General features: G+C 50.1%; 14 protein-coding genes. 4 read left to right on the forward strand and 10 right to left on the reverse strand.

From position 1 onward, the window contains the following. Window positions 1–3 precede the first annotated feature (3 nt). Together aceF and aceE are read right to left on the reverse strand one after the other, a co-directional pair. Complete coding sequence (gene aceF, locus AOC32_RS05350; RefSeq protein ID WP_108508488.1) at window positions 4–1,314, reverse strand: dihydrolipoyllysine-residue acetyltransferase; 1,311 nt, start codon at window positions 1,312–1,314, stop codon at window positions 4–6. 7 nt (window positions 1,315–1,321) lie between these two features. Beyond that, window positions 1,322–4,018, reverse strand: a complete 2,697-nt coding sequence (gene aceE, locus AOC32_RS05355; protein WP_108508489.1) for a pyruvate dehydrogenase (acetyl-transferring), homodimeric type — start codon at window positions 4,016–4,018, stop codon at window positions 1,322–1,324. A gap of 184 nt (window positions 4,019–4,202) precedes the next feature. On the opposite strand from aceE, the gene AOC32_RS05360 reads away from it, so the two are divergent. From AOC32_RS05360 to AOC32_RS05375, 4 genes are read left to right on the forward strand one after another with little or no spacing between them, the layout of a single operon-like run. After that, entirely contained in the window at window positions 4,203–6,779 is a 2,577-nt protein-coding gene (locus AOC32_RS05360; RefSeq protein WP_234409703.1) for a PAS domain-containing sensor histidine kinase, read from the forward strand. Then, complete coding sequence (locus tag AOC32_RS05365; protein WP_108508490.1) at window positions 6,742–7,374, forward strand: response regulator transcription factor; 633 nt, start codon at window positions 6,742–6,744, stop codon at window positions 7,372–7,374. Before AOC32_RS05360 ends, AOC32_RS05365 begins: the two co-directional genes overlap by 38 nt. Window positions 7,375–7,391: 17 nt before the next feature. Next, window positions 7,392–8,261 (forward strand): bifunctional methylenetetrahydrofolate dehydrogenase/methenyltetrahydrofolate cyclohydrolase FolD, encoded by an 870-nt coding sequence (gene folD / locus AOC32_RS05370; protein ID WP_108508491.1) that lies wholly within the window; start codon window positions 7,392–7,394, stop codon window positions 8,259–8,261. 50 nt (window positions 8,262–8,311) lie between these two features. Then, window positions 8,312–10,438, forward strand: coding sequence for a M3 family metallopeptidase (locus AOC32_RS05375; protein WP_108508492.1), 2,127 nt, complete (start codon window positions 8,312–8,314; stop codon window positions 10,436–10,438). A gap of 1 nt (window position 10,439) precedes the next feature. On the opposite strand, the gene xth is transcribed toward AOC32_RS05375, so the two are convergent. From xth to AOC32_RS05415, 8 genes are all read right to left on the reverse strand, one after another. Next, a complete protein-coding gene (gene xth, locus AOC32_RS05380; RefSeq protein WP_108508493.1) occupies window positions 10,440–11,291 on the reverse strand; it encodes an exodeoxyribonuclease III in 852 nt (283 codons plus the stop codon). Between the two features lie 30 nt (window positions 11,292–11,321). Further along, window positions 11,322–12,785: a nitrogen regulation protein NR(I) gene (gene ntrC / locus AOC32_RS05385; RefSeq protein WP_108508494.1), complete on the reverse strand. Its 1,464-nt coding sequence runs from the start codon at window positions 12,783–12,785 to the stop codon at window positions 11,322–11,324. Next, on the reverse strand, window positions 12,782–13,918 hold the full coding sequence (gene glnL / locus AOC32_RS05390; RefSeq protein ID WP_108508495.1) for a nitrogen regulation protein NR(II): 1,137 nt from the start codon (window positions 13,916–13,918) through the stop codon (window positions 12,782–12,784). Before glnL ends, ntrC begins: the two co-directional genes overlap by 4 nt. Window positions 13,919–13,941: 23 nt before the next feature. Next, complete coding sequence (gene glnA / locus AOC32_RS05395) at window positions 13,942–15,357, reverse strand: type I glutamate--ammonia ligase (protein ID WP_108508496.1); 1,416 nt, start codon at window positions 15,355–15,357, stop codon at window positions 13,942–13,944. Between the two features lie 187 nt (window positions 15,358–15,544). Beyond that, the gene (locus tag AOC32_RS05400; protein WP_108508497.1) at window positions 15,545–16,360 is read right to left on the reverse strand and encodes a competence/damage-inducible protein A; all 816 of its coding nucleotides are present in this window, start codon (window positions 16,358–16,360) and stop codon (window positions 15,545–15,547) included. Continuing rightward, window positions 16,353–17,222, reverse strand: coding sequence for an EI24 domain-containing protein (locus tag AOC32_RS05405; protein ID WP_234409704.1), 870 nt, complete (start codon window positions 17,220–17,222; stop codon window positions 16,353–16,355). The genes AOC32_RS05400 and AOC32_RS05405 overlap by 8 nt, the downstream gene beginning before the upstream one ends. Before the next feature lie 18 nt (window positions 17,223–17,240). Next, window positions 17,241–18,233: a sterol desaturase family protein gene (locus tag AOC32_RS05410; RefSeq protein WP_407675554.1), complete on the reverse strand. Its 993-nt coding sequence runs from the start codon at window positions 18,231–18,233 to the stop codon at window positions 17,241–17,243. Between the two features lie 19 nt (window positions 18,234–18,252). After that, window positions 18,253–19,002, reverse strand: coding sequence for a polysaccharide deacetylase family protein (locus AOC32_RS05415; protein WP_108508499.1), 750 nt, complete (start codon window positions 19,000–19,002; stop codon window positions 18,253–18,255).

Genomic DNA, 19,002 nt, shown 5'->3' on the forward strand with positions numbered 1-19,002 from the left:
CTCCTACAAAACAGCGCGACGGAAGTCGGCGAGTAACTGCGAAATATAAACATTAAAGCGCGTCGCTAATGCGCCATCAATCACGCGATGATCGGCTGTGAGTGATAGTGGGCAGATTAATCTAGGAACAAAAGCTTTGCCATCCCAAACCGGTTTCATGGCAGCTTTGCTAACGCCCAGAATCGCTACCTCAGGAGCATTAATGATGGGCGCAAAGTATGTACCACCAATTCCACCCAGGGATGAAATCGTGAAACTGGCTCCTTGCATTTGCTCGGGCTTTAACTTGCCCTCACGGGCAAGCGCTGCGAGTTCTGCGGTCTCTCTGGCAATCTCGAAGATCCCTTTTTGATCCGCATTGCGAATCACTGGCACAACCAGACCATTGGGGGTATCGGCTGCAAAGGCAATATGGAAATACTTTTTGAGGACGAGATCATCACCATCGAGTGAGGCATTGAACTCGGGGTACTTCTTCAATGCGGCTACGGAAGCCTTAATTAAGAATGCGAGCATCGTAATTTTGCTACCCTGCTTCTCATTCTCTTTATTGGTCTGAACTCTAAATGCCTCAAGGTCGGTAATATCGGCATCCTCATGATAAGTAACCGCCGGAATCATGACCCAGTTGCGCGCCAGATTAGCGGCCGAGAGTTTCTTAATCCGGGAGAGCGGTTGACGCTCGGTCTCACCAAATTTACTAAAGTCAACCTTAGGCCATGGCAAGAGATTAAGGCCTCCTAAACTGCCGCTTGTACTTTGACTTGCTGGTGTCGTTGCACCAGTCATTACAGATTTAACGAAGGCCTGCACATCTTCTTGTGAAATGCGCCCTTTGGGACCTGTGCCTTTGACCTGCGCGATCGTCACACCCAACTCACGGGCAAACTTACGAACCGATGGGCTGGCATGGCTTGCGCCATCGATCGAGCTTACTGGTTCAGCTCGTATAGAAGCTACGGCAGGTATCGCTGCTGGTGGGGGTGTTGGTGAAGATGCCACCGGTGCCGGGGCCGCAGGTGCAACTTGCGCTGGTGGAGCTGCAGAGGCAGCAGGCGCGGACGCGACCGCATCACTTGCCTCCAATAAAAGTACGACGCCACCTTCGGAGATGTTGTCTCCCACCTTGACCTTGACCTCTTTCACCACTCCTGCATGGGAGGATGGCACATCCATGGTGGCCTTATCGGACTCGAGCGTGATGAGGGATTGCTCTTTCTCAACGCGATCACCTGGTTTGATATGCACCTCAATCACCGGCACATCCTGATAGTCCCCAATATCGGGGACCTTGATTTCAAGTAATTGACTCATGATGGCCTTACATCTTCATGGGATTAGGTTTATTGGGATCAATTTGGTACTTGGTGAGCGCTTGTGCAACCTTACTGCGATCAATCTTCCCATCATCGGCCAAGGACTTCAGTGCGGCGACCGTAACCCAGCGACGATCCACCTCAAAGAAGTGACGCAGTTGCTCGCGAGTATCCGAACGACCAAAGCCATCGGTTCCCAACACCTCATAACGACGACCCAGGTTCTGAATCGCTGGGCGTATTTGCTCTGCAAACATACGCATGTAGTCGGTGGCAGCAATGACTGGACCCTGATGATCTTTTAGTAAGCGCTCGACATGCGATAGCTTGGGGGTGGCAGTTGGGTTGAGTAAATTACTGCGATTAATTTGATTCCAATCCCGCCCAAGCTCGTTCATGCTGGGGCAACCCCATAGATCCGAGGCAATTCCCCAATCCTGGTTTAACAGTTCTGCCGCAGCAATCACTTCGCGGAAGATGGTGCCACTGCCGAGCAATTGAACGCGCAATGGATTTTTTGCATCACCGATCGATTGCAACTTGTACATTCCTTTAATGATGTCTTGCTCAGCACCCTTGGGCATCGCTGGGTGAGCGTAGTTCTCATTCATTAAGGTGATGTAGTAATAGACATCCTCTTGCTCGGTCAGCATACGACGCATTCCATCCTGAATCACAACCGCTAACTCAAATGCAAATGTTGGGTCATAGCTCACACAGTTCGGAACCGCTGACGCCCAGATCTGACTATGGCCATCCTCGTGTTGCAAGCCTTCACCGTTCAGAGTCGTGCGACCGGCAGTACCACCAAGAAGGAATCCGCGACTGCGCATATCCCCGGCAGCCCATGCCAAATCACCAATCCGTTGGAAACCGAACATGGAATAGAAAATGTAGAACGGCAACATCGGCACCCCGTGGGTGGAATACGATGTCGCGGCTGCAATCCAGTCGCACATGCCACCCGCTTCGTTAATACCCTCTTGCAGAATTTGTCCAGCTTTATCTTCTTTGTAGAACATCAACTGATCGTGATCTTCTGGGGTGTAAAGCTGTCCGAGTTGATTCCAGATGCCAAGTTGGCGGAACATGCCTTCCATACCAAAGGTACGCGACTCGTCAGGTACGATGGGTACAACTCGGCGACCAATGGTCTTATCGCGCACGACTGTATTTAGTAAGCGTACAAAGGCCATCGTAGTTGAGATCTCACGGCCTTCGGTCGTTGCCTCTAAGAGCGGTGCGAAGGCATCGAGTGCAGGGACTGGCAAGCTCTCAGCCTTTGCACGGCGCTGTGGCAGATAACCACCCAGCTCCATGCGACGTGAGCGCATATATTCCAGTTCAGGGCTACCCTCAGGGAACTTTACAAAAGGCATATCAGCCAATTGATCATCGCTTACCGGAATCTCAAAGCGATCCCTAAAGCGCACCACATCGTCATGGCTCATTTTCTTGGCTTGGTGAGCAATGTTCATACCCTCACCTGAGCCACCCATGCCATAGCCTTTAATGGTTTTGGCCAGAATCACAGTCGGCTGACCGCGATGGCTCACCGCTGACTGAAATGCGGCATAGACTTTATGAGGATCATGGCCACCGCGATTCAGGTTCCAAATATCCTCATCACTCCAGTCAGCCACCAAGGCTTTTAGTTCTGGAGTATTAAATACCTTCTCACGCACATAGGCGCCATTTTTGGCTTTCATGGTCTGGTACTCACCATCCACTATCTCACCTAAACGTTGCATCAAGATGCCATTCTTATCGCGAGCAAAGAGTGCATCCCAATGACCACCCCAAACCACTTTGATGACATTCCAACCAGCGCCTCGAAACTCACTTTCAAGCTCCTGAATAATCTTGCCGTTACCACGAACCGGTCCATCTAAGCGCTGCAGGTTGCAGTTCACCACAAAAATGAGATTGTCGAGTTTCTCGCGGCCCGCCATACCGATGGCACCAAGCGACTCGGGCTCGTCGGTTTCACCATCGCCTAGGAAGGCCCACACTTTGCGACCTTCGGTCTTGGCAAAACCACGATCCTCGAGGTAACGCATAAAGCGTGCTTGATAAATGGCCATGATGGGACCTAGGCCCATCGATACCGTGGGGAACTGCCAGAAGTCAGGCATTAACCATGGATGGGGATAACTTGAGATCCCTTTGCCATCCACCTCTTGGCGGAAATTATTAAGTTGCTCATCGCTTAGGCGGCCCAACATATAGGCACGCGCATATACACCGGGTGCCGAGTGGCCTTGAACAAAGATTAAATCGCCGCCATGCTGTTCGGAAGGCGCATGCCAGAAGTGGTTGTAACCAACGTCATATAGAGTGGCGGCCGATTGGAAGGAAGAGATATGCCCACCAACGTTCGTGTTCTTATTGGCACGCAATACCATCGCCATGGCATTCCATCGAGTAAATGATCGAATTCGATGTTCGATGTTTTGATCCCCCGGAATCCGCGCTTGGATCTCTACCGGGATCGTATTGATATAGGGTGTTTCTGCATGAAAGGGTTGATCAACACCATTCACTCGGGCGTGTGCAATCTGTTGATCAATGAGATACGCAGCACGATCAGTGCCTTCATGCTTTATCACGCCATCGAGTGCTTCTAACCACTCTTTGGTTTCAATTGGATCAACATCCGATTGATTCATTTGACCTGCCACTTGCTCGGGTACAGCTGCCATGGTTTGCCTCCGTTTTAATCTGTGACGAGGGATTGTGTCCCCCTATGGCTAATATTCTAAGAATAGGTGACGATTGTGACAATTAATTTTCCACATTCCGGTAATCTTTATCACTATATGGAATAATATTGCAGTGCAAAGCCCTTTATATTAGGAACTTCCTCTAATTAGAAAGACCCTTGGATTGGCAACTGGGAACTCCCTGCAGGTAAAGCTCTACGAAGCATTTAAACGGATGCCTTCGATCCGGCGCTTTATTGGTTCGCGCCTGGTCTATACGCCACTGATGGCGATTGTGATCTTTTTGGTGGTGATGGCCATCATTCTCGGAACACTGCAAGTTCAAGAGCGCCAACAACAAGAGGGTTCCCTCTTTCGTGAACTAAGTTTGGTGAAGCAACGGATTCAGCTGCGCTTTATCAATAACAGTGAAACCTTGCAATCCTTTAGTCGGGATCTCGCCCAAACCCAAAATGATCGCGTGGCACGTGACAAGGTCTTAGCTCAAATCGAGTCTTTTGTCTTAGGCAACCCCGAGATATTGCAGCTCATCTGGTTAAACGATAACGAGTGGCGGCAATGGATGGTCCCTCCCCCTGCTCGCAATCATGAGTGGTTTGATATCGTGCCCCAAGCAACTGATATTGATCGAGAGCTAAAGAAAGCTCTGTTCTTAAGTCGTGAGACCAATCGACCCGCTTACAGTCAGGTGATCAGTATCACTGTTCCTAAAGACGACCCAATGATGAGTGAGCGTCAATCGGTTTTTTGGGAGGTCATTTCAATTTTCAAGGATGGAGAAGCCACGGGCGCACTCGCAGTGATGTACTCGAGCCAGGGGATCTTGCAATACATTATTCCACCTGAGCTAAAGAGCCAGCACCGCTACTCCTTAATTGGTAAAGATAATCGGGTACTCGCCATCTCATCCGATCGTGACACACCGACGCGCTCACTCAGTAATGAGACCAGCCTCGATTTTGGAGTGCTCGGCCCCAACATCATGTTGCGCGTGGATACCTATCCGCCACCAACCGACCTCACCTTTCGGATGCTGCTGGGTGTTGTGATTGGCTTATCCGCCTTTGTGGTCTGGAGCTTATGGTCGGTTCTAAAACAGATGCAAGTGCGTCAACTCACCGAAGCCAACTTACGCACTGAGAGTAGCTTTCGTAAGGTGCTGGAAGACTCCATGCCGGTTGGGATTCGGGCGCATGATATGGAGAAACGCATTACCTATGTCAATCGCTCATTCTCAGAAATGACCGGCTGGGCTCAAGAGGAGTTACTTGGATTAAAGCCACCCTTCCCATTCTGGCCAGCCGAGCTCCACGAAGAGTTGATGCAAAAAATGGCTGGTGCACTTGAGGGTAACGTCAAGAGCGGGATCGAAGGTACGATTCAGCGCAAGAATGGAACCCGGATTGCAACTCGCACCTTTATCGCTCCATTAATTAACGATAAGGGCCAACAAACCGGTTGGGTGACATCGGTAATTGATATCTCAGAACCCAAAAAGATCCGGGAAGAGTTAACCGCAACCCAAGAACGCTTTGTAACGGTCCTTGAAGGCTTGGATGCCGCGGTATCGGTGGTCTCCATCGAAACTGGCGAACTCCTCTTTGCCAATCGCTATTACCGCGAGCGCTTTGGTGATACTGCCAAGGGGCATATTGACCTAACCGGCCATGAAATGGATCCATCCTCCATCTTTCATTTTGAAGGCGATAACGTCGATGCCTTAGCAGGCTTGCCTGCCTCTGCCTTAAAGCAATCCAATGAGATTGAATCGGAGGAGATTCAGTTGCGCGGTGATACAACCCATTGGTATGAGGTGCGGCGTCGTTATATTTCGTGGGTAGATGGTCACTTGGCACAGTTACTTATTGCTACGGATATCACGCTGCGTAAGAACACCGAGGAACTTGCACGGCAGCAAGAGGAGCGTATGCAATTTACAAGTCGTCTTACCACCATGGGTGAGATGGCTTCCTCGCTCGCACATGAGCTCAACCAGCCGCTCTCTGCCATCTCGAACTATTGCATGGGAATTGCCAAGCGACTGTCGAGCACTCAAAACCCACTCTCCAATGAGCTAGTCCCTGCACTAGAAAAGGCGAGTGATCAAGCCCATCGGGCAGGAACCATCATTTCGCGCATTCGAAGCTTTGTAAAGCGCAGCGAGCCGCAAAGTAAGTTATGCAACATTGGTGACATCATTGCCGACTCTGTTGGCCTTGTGGAGATTGAAGCAAATCGACACCGCCTCAAAATTGTTGCTGAGATTGCTCCTGACATTCCGCAGGTGGAACTTGACCCTGTGCTGATTCAGCAGGTCTTGGTCAACCTCCTGAAAAACTCCTTAGATAGTCTGCGCGAGGTCTACCCCCTCTCTTCACGCTGGTCGGCCCCACCAGTAAAGATTAGCGCTGACCTTGAGACCAGCACATTCCCCAGCATGCTACGGATTCGGGTGACTGACGCTGGGGCTGGCATTCCCGAGTCCGTGATTAATCGCATGTTTGAGCCCTTCTTCAGTACTAAATCCGACGGTATGGGCATGGGCCTTAATATTTGCCGCTCCATCATCGAGTCCCACCATGGTAGGCTGTGGGCCAAGAACCATATGGATACTGAGCACACCCGCTTAGTCGGCTGCACCTTTACAATTCTGTTACCGTTGGAATCCAGTCAAATAACAAAGACGTCAATAGGAAATAGCAATGAACATGAGCAATCCACCGAAAACAACCCAGGCTGAAGTCGTTTATGTGGTTGACGACGATGAGGCAGTACGCGACTCCCTGACATGGCTACTGGAGAGTAATGGCTATACCGTCCGTTGCCATGCAAGTGCGGAGCGCTTCTTACAGTCTCTCCAAAATACCGATAAGTCAACGATCTCCTGCCTGATCTTGGATGTGCGCATGCCCGGCATGTCGGGCCTGGAACTCCAAGAGCGTCTCATCACCGAGAACTTACCAATGCCAATCTCGTTCATCACCGGCCACGGTGATGTCTCGATGGCGGTATCCACCATGAAGCGTGGTGCGGTTGACTTTATTGAAAAGCCCTTTAAAGAAAATGAACTGTGTGCGCTAGTTGAGCGGATGCTGACCAAGGCACGCGTTGATTTTGCACAGGCCGATCAACGCAAGAACACCCAGAGTCTCTTGAGCAAACTCACCGGTCGTGAGCGGCAGGTTTTGGAGCGCATTGTGGCGGGTCGTCTAAATAAACAAATTGCCGATGATCTGAGTATCTCCATTAAGACAGTTGAAGCACATCGTGCCAACATCATGGAGAAGCTCAACGTCAATACCGTGGCAGACCTGCTGCGTCTAGCACTCTCTTAATCATTCGAGTAAGCGCGATGCCAGCCCAACTGATTGACGGCAATCTTCTCTCGAAAAAACTTCGGGCAGAGATTGCAACCCGCTCGGCCATTCTGACCGCCAAAGGTGTCCGGCCCGGATTAGCTGTGATTGTGGTGGGAGATGATCCTGCGAGCCAAGTCTATGTCCGCAATAAAGTGAAAGCCTGTGAGGATGTAGGATTTCATTCGGTGCTGGAGCGCTACCCCGCCGAGCTTGATGAGGCCCAACTCCTGGCCCGGATTGCAACCCTCAATGCCGATCCTAGTATTCATGGGATCTTGGTGCAATTACCCTTGCCCAAGCACATCGCTGCTGATCGTGTTTTAGAGGCAATTGCCTCCGAGAAAGATGTGGATGGCTTTCATGTGGCCAATGCTGGCGCCCTCATGGTCGGCGCCCCACTCTTTAAGCCCTGTACGCCGTATGGCTGTATGAAGATGCTCGAGAGCATTGAATACCCCCTGCGCGGTGCGCGCGCGGTCGTGATTGGAGCATCCAATATTGTCGGCAAGCCTATGGCAATGCTTCTACTCCAAGCAGGTGCCACGGTCACGATTTGCAACAGCAAGACCAAAGATCTCAGTGCACACACTAAAGAGGCGGATATCCTCGTGGTTGCAACGGGTAAGCCCAAAATGATTACGGGCAATATGATTAAACCCGGCGCCGTAGTAATCGATGTAGGCATTAATCGCCTACCTGATGGCAAGCTCTGTGGCGATGTGGATTTTGATACCGCCAAGTATGTAGCGGGCTGGATTACCCCTGTACCCGGTGGCGTTGGCCCCATGACCATCACCATGCTCCTCATGAACACCCTAGAGGCAGTTGAGCGCAGTACTAAGCCGGTGAGTAAGCTTAGTTAATTGTTGTTTAGGGGAATACCGGTTTTTCTGCATTCGGGTAAGCTATCCCCATGAATGCTCCAATCAATCCCCCCTCCCTCGATTCCCAAAATCCCCTTTTATCCTTTGGTCGGGGCATTGCCCAATACGATGCCGTGCGCCCAGAGCAGATTGCTCCAGCCATTGAGCACTTGCTGAGTGTTTGCGAGAGTGCGGTCGCTAAGGCGGTGGATGCAAAAACCCCTGCAACCTGGCTGGATTTGGTGGAACCTCTTGAAGATGCTACTGAGCAATTGGGTCGTTCATGGGGCGTGGTATCGCACCTCAATGCGGTCGCTGATACCCCAGAACTTCGTGCAGCCTATGGTGCGATGTTGCCCAAGGTCACCGCCTTCTTTGCCAGTCTTGGTCAAAACTTAGCCCTCTACCAGCGTTATAAAGAGTTAAGAAATAACTCCTCATTTGAAGCTCTTAGTGTTGATCAAAAGAAAGTGATTGAGAACTCCTTACGCGACTTTCGTTTAGGAGGTGCTGAGCTACCCGATGCTGATAAGCCACGCTTTGCCCAGATTCAGGATGAGCAGGCGATTTTGGCCAAAGCATTCTCAGATCACGTGCTTGATGCCACCGATGCCTTTGTGCATGTGGTGACCTCGATCGACGATCTAGCTGGACTGCCTGAGGATGTGATTGCGGCAGCGGCTGATACCGCTAAACAAAAGGGGTTGGAAGGTTGGGCGTTTACCCTGCACTTTCCATCCTATTACCCAGTCCAACAGTATGCTGAGAATCGCTCACTGCGGCGTCTCATGTATGAGGCATACGTCACTCGTGCCTCTGAGTTAGCTCCGCAATTTGTTCGTGGTCAATTGGAGTGGGATAACACCCAAAACATGATCGATCAATTGCGCCTGCGGGATGAAGAAGCCCGGATGCTCGGTTTTGCAAACTATGCGGCGCTCAGCTTAGCCCCCAAGATGGCGCGCGATGTGGCTGAGGTCGACTCCTTCTTAAGCGACTTCGCCCAACGCGCTAAGCCATTTGCACAAAAGGATTGGTTAGAGCTGCAAGAGTTTGGAAGGAAGTCCTTAGACCTTCAAGAAATTGAGCCATGGGATATGGCCTTTGTATCCGAGAGGCTCAAGCAAGCGCGTTATGCGTTCTCTGAGAATGAACTCAAACAGTACTTTCCTCTGCCAAAAGTTTTAGAGGGATTGTTTAAGGTAATCCAGACCCTATTCTCAGTTAGTATCCGCCCTGCATCACTGCCCACGTGGCATCCTAGCGTTCAGTCGTTTGAGATCCTAAATGGTCAGCAGCAAACCATTGCTTACTTTTATCTAGATCCCTATGCGCGTCCTGGTAAACGGGGTGGCGCATGGATGGATGATGCGCGCGGCCGTCGTGTGTTCAGTAATGGTGAAGTGCAAGCTCCGGTCGCATACCTAGTTTGTAACTTTGCTGCACCGGTTGAGGTCAATGGCCAGATGAAACCGCCCACCATTACCCATGATGATGTCATTACCCTCTTTCATGAAAGCGGTCATGGCCTTCACCATCTCCTTACACAAGTGAGCGCATTGGGTGTCTCTGGCATTAATGGTGTTGAATGGGACGCCGTTGAATTACCCAGCCAATTTATGGAGAACTTCTGCTGGGAGTGGGAAGTACTGCAGGGCATGACCGCTCATATTGATACGGGCGAGTCCTTACCCCGATCCTTATTTGACAAAATGCTGGCCGCCAAGAACTTCCAAAATGGCTTAACCACCATGCGTCAGCTGGTGTTCTCCTTAACCGATTGGCGTTTACATTCGCGCTTTGATGCGAACTCTGCACAAGGTCAGGCGGTCTTAGATCTGGCCCGATCGATCAATAACGAATACCACGTGATCCCCCAAGCATCGATCTCGCGCTGGCCAAATACCTTTAGTCATATCTTTGCGGGCGGTTATGCGGCAGGCTATTACAGCTATAAATGGGCTGAGGTTTTATCAGCCGACGTCTATGCAGCATTTGAGGAAGCCGCCAAGATTAAGGGTACGGTCTTAGATCCAGAGACTGGCATTCGGTATCGTCAAGAGATTTTGGAGGTGGGCGGTAGTCGTCCGGCTGCTGAGTCATTTGCGGCGTTTCGGGGGCGTCCGCCACAAATTGATGCGCTATTGCGTCACGGTGGCTTAGTGACTGCGCATTAATTTATTTAGCAATCTCCACAATCACTGGGGCATGATCCGATGGCTGCTCCCAGCCTCTGGGAGTTTTATCAATCGTACTAGCCGTGCATTTTTCTTTAAGAGCGTTGCTAAGCAGTATGTGATCAATGCGCAAACCCGCATTACGACGAAATCCCATCATGCGATAGTCCCACCAGCTATAGGATTTTGGGGCTTGCTCAAACAGTCGGAATGAGTCGCACAATCCTAACTGAATGAGTCTCTGAAATTGCTCACGCTCTTCTGGGGAAACTAGGTTTTGCCCTTCCCAAGCTTTGGGGTCATGGACATCCTGATCCTCTGGCGCAATATTAAAGTCCCCCAGCAGAGCTAGGCGTGGATATGCTTCCAGCTCATCACGCAACCAGGTTTGTAAGGCTTGTAACCAAGCCAATTTGTACTGAAATTTATCGCTCGCCGGGTCTTGCCCGTTGGGCATATAGGCACTAATGATGCGGATCGGTTGCGCTTCTTTAAATGAAATTGTGGCAGCAACAATCCTTTGCTGCTCGTCTGCGAAATTTGGGATGTTCTTGGTGACCTTTAGAAAGGTCGTTTGGGGATCGGTGCTGATGGCACTGAGCGCGGCTTTGCGCACCACAATTGCGACCCCGTTATAGGTTTTTTGACCATTGGTGAGGCTTAAGTAGCCCGCTTGCTCCAACTCGTGATGAGGGTATTTATCATCGGTGAGCTTGAGCTCTTGAAGGCACAAAGCGTCGATTGGGCGTTGTACTTTTTCTTGAGTTTCTAGCCACTGAATTACATGTGGCAGACGAACCTTTATGGAATTAACGTTCCAAGCAGCTAAGCGGATACTCGAATGACTAGACATCACTGGATTGTAAAGGCCAGCGATGTCGACTTAGGCTTCGATCTGCAACTCTTGCAGTTTACGAGTAATGGTATTGCGCCCGATCCCTAAACGGGTTGCTGCCTCTACTTTGCGACCGCGCGTGACCTCAAGCGCCGCACTCAAGACCGAACGCTCAAACTTAGCTAAGAGATTATCAAATACCTCGTCTTGGTTCTCTTGCAGCATCTTAACCGCCAAGCGATGTAAGTTGCTCTCCCAATCCCCGCCCCGTTGACCAATGCTGGCTTCTAGACTTGGAATTGAAGTGGCTATTGATGAGCTTGTGCTTGAGGCAGGAGGATTGGCCGATAGCAGCAAATCCTCGGGGAGATCATGAACCCCAACAATGGTGGAGGGTGACATCACGGTCATCCAATGGCAGAGGTTCTCGAGCTGACGGACGTTTCCGGGAAAGGACATTTGGCTAATTGCCTTAATAGCCTCATCTGATAGGCGCTTGGCTTCAACACCTAAAGACTTCGCACTGGAGATCATGAAGTGCCGTGCAAGTGTAGGAATGTCCTCCGAGCGCTCGCGTAGTGCGGGCAAACGGATCCGAATCACATTTAAGCGATGCAATAGATCTTCCCGGAATAATCCTTGCGCCACACGTGCCTCAAGGTTCTGATGGGTCGCTGCAATAATGCGCACATTGGCCCGAATCGGATCATGCCCACCCACACGGTAGTAATGCCCATCCGATAACACCCTTAAGAGTCGGGTTTGTAGATCAAATGGCATATCACCAATCTCGTCTAAGAAGAGTGTGCCGCCTTCAGCCTGTTCAAAACGTCCACGCCGCAGGGCTTGTGCTCCTGTAAATGCTCCCCGCTCATGACCAAACAACTCCGACTCAAGTAGGTCTTTGGGAATGGCCGCGGTGTTCAAGGCAATAAATGGCCCCTTGGCCCGTGGGCTGTGCTTATGCAGTGCGTGTGCCACCAGCTCTTTACCCGTTCCAGACTCACCCGTAATTAGCACCGTGACTTGCGACTGGGATAAACGTCCGATGGCTCGAAAGACCTCTTGCATGGCAGGCGCTTGACCAATAATCTCTGGGGCCTCTTGAAGCCAGGCATTGGATTCTTTATTGGGACCTGGTGAGCGTTTGCCTTCGCTTACCGCCCGATGAATCAACTCCACCGCCTTATCAATATCAAAAGGTTTTGTAAGGTATTCAAACGCCCCACTCTGAAACGATGAAACCGCCGACTCCAGATCGGAGTAGGCGGTCATGATGATGACCGGCAAATGCGGGTGGCTCGCCTTCACGTGCTGTAACAGATCGATCCCATTGCCACGCGGCATACGGATATCAGAGATCAATACCTCAGGGGATTCTTTTTCAAGGGCATTGAGCACATCATTGGGATTACTGAAACTTCGATGCGGGATCTTCTCGCGACTCAGTGCCTTCTCGAGGACCCAGCGAATGGATTGATCGTCATCCACGATCCAAATTGGTTTGTTCATGCCGCTATCTCCTGCTTCCGATAAGGAATCTGTATATGAAAATCTGTATAGCCTGGACGACTCTCACAGGCAATAAAGCCCTGATGCTGCTGTACAAAGGTTTGCGCAAGGGTTAAACCCAGACCACTGCCGCCCTCGCGTCCCGAGACCAAGGGAAAAAAGATCCGCTCCCGAATCTCATCAGGGATGCCCGGACCGTTATCGATCACATGCAGATCCAAGGCTAATCGATGGCGTTGCTTTGCAATCGTGACTGAGCGCGCCACGCGGGTTCGTAATTCAATCTGCGCAGTACCTCGACGAATCTCATCGGCCAAGGCTTGAGCAGCGTTGTGCACAATATTGAGGACCGCTTGAATCAACTGCTCTTGATCACCCAATATATCGGGCAAGCTGGTATCGTAGTTCCGAATAATCTTTAAGCCCTGAGGGAACTCGGCCAATACTAGGCTACGAATGCGTTCCAAGACCTCATGAATATTAAGTGGCTCCATCGCATGCGCTTTACGATGCGGCGCAAGTAAGCGATCCACCAGTGTTTGCAGGCGATCCGACTCTTTAATAATGACTTGGGTGTACTCACGCAAGCCCTTCTCCGGTAACTCAAACTCCAGCAGTTGTGCTGCCCCCCGAATACCACCGAGGGGATTTTTGATCTCGTGCGCAAGATTACGCATGAGTTGTTTATTGGCTTCAACTTGATGCGAGACGCGCTCGTCACGCTCACTGCGCAATTGTTGATCGATTGGGAACCACTCCATCATCATGAGGGTTGGATCCTCTAACATTGCAATCACCACATGCACGGCGAGTGGCTCGCGATAGATTTTTCCGGGAACCGAGTACAACACTAACTCTTGGCGCTGAGCCGCAGCGCGGCCTGCAAAGACCTCATCAATCATGTGATTTAAGGATTGGTTATCACCAAAGAGGTCATACAGGGTTAAGCCTTGCAAGCTCTTGCGGGATAAATCCAAGGATGCCTCGGCAGCAGCGTTGGCATAGGCTAAATCTTTTGTGGCGCCCACAAAGACCAATACCGAGTTTGGCATTTGGTCGAGCATGCTGGAAACAAATGGGGCAGCGACTGGCGCACCAGTAACCGCCCCTTTACTTAATGGATTACGCAACATAGCGCGCGCAACCAATCAAATAATTACAGCGAGTAATACATATCAAACTCGATCGGATGCGTGGTCATTCTAAAGCGGGTGACTTCTTCCATCTTCAGATCAATGTAAGCATCCAACATCGAATTTGTGAACACACCACCACGGGTCAAGAACTCGCGATCCTTATCCAAGCACTCCAGAGCTTGATCCAAGCTATGGCACACGGTTGGGATCTTGGCATCTTCTTCAGGTGGCAGATCATAGAGGTTCTTATCAGCTGCCTCACCTGGATGAATCTTGTTCTGTACACCATCTAAGCCCGCCATCAACAAGGCAGAGAATGCCAAGTATGGATTTGCTAATGGATCAGGGAAACGGGTCTCAATCCGACGACCTTTTGGATTAGCAACGTATGGAATACGAATCGATGCCGAGCGGTTACGTGCTGAGTATGCCAACTTCACAGGGGCCTCAAAGCCTGGAACTAAACGCTTATAGGAGTTCGTGCCTGGGTTGGTAATCGCATTGAGTGCACGAGCGTGCTTGATGATGCCGCCGATGTAATAGAGTGCAAACTCAGACAATCCCGAGTAGCCGTTACCTGCAAACAGGTTCTCACCGTTTTTCCAGACCGACTGATGCACGTGCATGCCTGAGCCGTTATCACCAACCACTGGCTTTGGCATAAAGGTTGCGGTCTTGCCATAGGCGTGCGCTACGTTCTGGACGACATACTTTTGCCAAATGGTCCAATCGGCGCGCTGAACGAGCGTGCTGAACTTGGTACCTAATTCATTTTGGCCTTGACCAGCAACTTCATGGTGATGCACTTCCACAGGAATACCCAAAGACTCCAGAATCAAGCACATCTCGGAGCGCATGTCTTGGAACGTATCAACAGGTGCAACTGGGAAGTAACCACCCTTCTTACCAGGACGATGGCCCGTGTTACCACCCTCAATATCAGCACCGGATGACCATGGTGCCTCTTCAGAGTTAATCTTTACGAAGCAGCCCTGCATGTCGACATTCCACTGCACGCCATCAAATACAAAGAACTCAGGCTCTGGACCAAAGTAAGCCGTATCACCCAAACCAGAACTCTTCAAATACGCTTCAGCGCGCTTAGCAATCGAACGTGGGTCGCGATCATAGCCCTTACCATCGGATGGCTCGATCACATCACAGGTAAGAACCAAGGTTGGCTCTTCATAGAAGGGATCGACATACGCTGCGGTTGGATCTGGCATGAGTAACATGTCCGACGCCTCAATACCCTTCCATCCAGCAATCGACGAACCATCGAACGCATGACCACTCTCAAATTTATCTTCATTGAATGCGGAGATGGGAACCGATACGTGCTGCTCTTTTCCCTTGGTATCCACAAAGCGGAAGTCCACAAAGGTACATTCCTTTTCTTTGACTAATTTCATTACGTCTGCGACAGTTTTGGTCATGCAACTCTCCTCGATGAATAGATAAAGCGTTTTTCAACAACATGGTTTTAGCCATGCCAATTCCGATTTAATACATGGAATGAACTTTACTCGTGCAGGATTGCACGATTTTGACATTTTGCACTACTTTGGTGAATAAATCGTGATTTAGGTAATTAATGCACTAATTATGTGCAAAATTGATGATTTATTGGTGAATAAAGACCTCAAAACCAAGGTCAGCTGTGCCTGATTTGAGCTTTTCAAGGGCCATTGGCACGATATCCGCATCACCCTTCACACCCAACTCAATATGCCGCTTAGCAAATACGCCACCCCGAATCGGATCGCCCACCGAAGGCAAACTAAACACTTTAATTCCTTGGAACTCAGACTCAACCGATTCCATGAGTGGGGTTAAGGTGGATTCAATCCCGCTGGGCACAATAAAACTTTGCTCAAGCCAGTTGGTTTGATGAAAATGATCACGGTAGTGCTCATCCAAACACCAGGCCATCATCGGCGCAGCCATCACTGGAAACCCTGGAAAGAAATGGTGCTCACGAATCCGAAATCCCGGAATCTGGTTATACGGATTTGGAATAATCTCGCTACCCACTGGAAACTCACCCATCTTAAAGCGATGTTGGTTCTCAGGACGATTGAGATCGGCTTTCATGGGATCGCCCTCGGCACTCGCAATAATGCGTGCCGTAATAAGCTCTTTGGCTTGCGGATGCAAGGCAAGTTCAACCCCTAATGCGCGAGCAGCGGCCTGACGAGTATGGTCATCCGGTGTTGCACCAATACCGCCAGTACTGAAGACCACATCGCCACTTGCAAAGGTTTCTTTAAGAGTTTGGGTAATCTGATTGGGGTCGTCCGCCACATAACGAGCCCATGATAAATGCATACCCCGCTCACCGAGTAACTCAATCATCTTGCTCAAATGCTTATCACTGCGGCGGCCCGACAGAATCTCATCGCCAATGACGATTAAACCAAAGCGGCGCTCCTTAGCCATCAATCACTCCTGGATTTGATGAATTTGCAATCAAAGTTGCCGAGGTATCAATCGTGTTCAATTGCTCCTTCTGACGCAATTGCTTGAGCGCATGCAATAAGAAATGACTAAACCAAAGAGCGGAGAAGATAAAGATCAGTGAGTAGATCCACAGTGCCACAAAGGATACAAATGGAAAGAGGACTAAAGCCAATACCGAGGTGGCCCAAAAGAATGTAGGAACCGCACCAATCATCCCTGCGACCACGCCCATTCCCAAAAGAGTCCAGCGATGCTCCTCCAGTAATTGATTACGCTCTTCGGATGTTGCGTGATCTAGTAAAACATCATAGGCCATCAAACGCATCGTTAACCAGCCCCACAAGAGCGGTGGCAGAATCGCAAACAATGGGGGGATCCACCATACCGGTAGGGTCAGCATCACCAGAGCCAAGCAAATCAGTGCGGACCATAGGGTATAAAAGAAGCTGCCAACCAAGCTGCCGCCCTTGATTCGCATGATTCCTTCGTAGGCTTTTTGTTTAGCGACCGAATCAACCACGGCAGGAACGGTCGAGAATGCAATAAAGACCAAGAGGCTTATAGCAATAATTGGGATCAATAGAATGACTAAGAACAAGGGTGCAATCCAAGCGCGTGCTTCATCAAAGCCAACGTACTCGAGGCCCGATTGAATCCAACTGGTGAAGATCGATGCAGTTAAGAAGGTCCGCAATATTTCCAGTGCAGGCGACCAAATGAGCCAAATCACCACACCCCAGAAGATCGACACGATTAGAAACGGGCGAAAGCTGAGCCACAGCATTTTTGGGTGCATGGTACCAACCAATGCCAGACCCAGTGAACGAATTAAATCAGACAATCGTGCTCCTTCATCTGTTTAGCTGATCGATTTGGATTTGGTCTCTGTTGACCGAGGCAGATCCAATAAATAACGCAAGGAGTGCGTGAGGCCCTGCCATTGCTGTACCAAAAGGTTATTTGATACCTCAAGATTACGAACGCCCGTTGGAAAGACGCGCTTCTCAAACACGGCCGTACCGAATGCCATATCCCACCAAGGAAATAACACCCCAAAATTACAACCACCCAATACCCCAGGCTTACCCGGCGCATCATGGCCATAGCCTACAGCGTGGTGATAGCGATGAAACATGGGCGATACCAATAGATACTTTGCGAGCCCAAGATCAATCTTCAGATTGGCATGCTGCCAGCTTTGCACTAACTGTCCGACCACCACCAAGAAGATAAATTGCCCTGGCGGCACACCAAAGATTAAAGCAAAGAAGGCAAAGACCAATGCACGCATCGCATCATCGATGATGTGATTACGATCATCGGACCATGCGGTCATGCGTGTTTGGCTATGGTGCAAGGCATGCAACTGCCACCACCAATGAAAGCGATGCGAAGCACGGTGATACCAGTAATCAATGAAATCGAGAATGACCAAATAGATCAGAAAACTAACGATGGGTATGGTGGTTACACCGGGGATCCAGCCCTCGACATTAAAACGCTCAAAGCGCCAATCGTGCAAGACACCCGAGAGGTAGAAAAAGAGGCTTGAAAACAAAATGAAGAATATCCCATGGAATAAACCAAGGCGGTGAATCAGGGTATAGAGAATATCCGTCCGCACATACGGTCTTGCATTGTTCTGAGATTCAGCAGGGTTGATTCGCTCCCAGGTCCGAAACACAATGGCAATGATCAGAATCTGAATCACACCCAACATAAACCATTCGGTACCGTCAAACAGATCTTCCGCCCATGCCATCGCGCCGGTATGGAACAAAATGGGCTCGACCATTTGCGTATACAACCAGGTATGCAAATCAGCGTAAGCGTCTTGAATCGATTGAATCAGGCTCATGCCTCTATTATCGTCAATTCGGGATTAAGGCGAAGCAGAAGCCGCGTTTCTTCCAGTTCTCAATGAGGGGCTCCAGAACCGCAGGCGCCCAAGGATCTTCGCGGGACCAAATCCCCAAATGGGCAATGGCAATATCGCCATTCTTGAGGCCTCGACTAGCCTTCTCTAGTAACTTTGCGTTTGGAAAACGCTTTGAGTCCAACTCATCGCCCAGAAAGCCGCTGGGAGACCAAGCAATGTGACGATAGCCACAACGTTCTCCCATGGCAATTAATCGGGGTGAAGTTTTACCGCCCGGTGCCCGCCAGATGGGATCAATCGGCTTACCTGTGAGCTCCTGAAAACGCGTGCTCACTTTGGATATTTCGTGGCAAAGTTGGGCTTGATCAAAACGAATCGCTTTGCCAGCATTTTTGCCAAACTGGGGTCTTAACATTACATCACTCTCACCAACATCTTGGACCCAATAGCTGTGATCGTAGGTGTGACTACCAAAACGATGGCCTTCTTGAAGCCTTGCTTGCCAATACCCCTTCCATGAATCGTCCAATGAATAACCGCCCTGTTTGGTTTTCTCATTGGCTAAGAAGAAAGTTGCTTTAATGTTCTGTTGCTTGAGCACTTGGGCGATGTACTCGGCAACCGCCATATTGCCAGTATCAAACGTGAGATACGCCGTGTTTTTACATGTACTCGTTTGAGCAGATACGAGGTGGCTCCAGAGAATGCATGCGGTGATGAGTGGATACCGAATCATGCGCAT

This window comes from Polynucleobacter acidiphobus, assembly GCF_003065385.1.
Classification (GTDB): domain Bacteria; phylum Pseudomonadota; class Gammaproteobacteria; order Burkholderiales; family Burkholderiaceae; genus Polynucleobacter; species Polynucleobacter acidiphobus.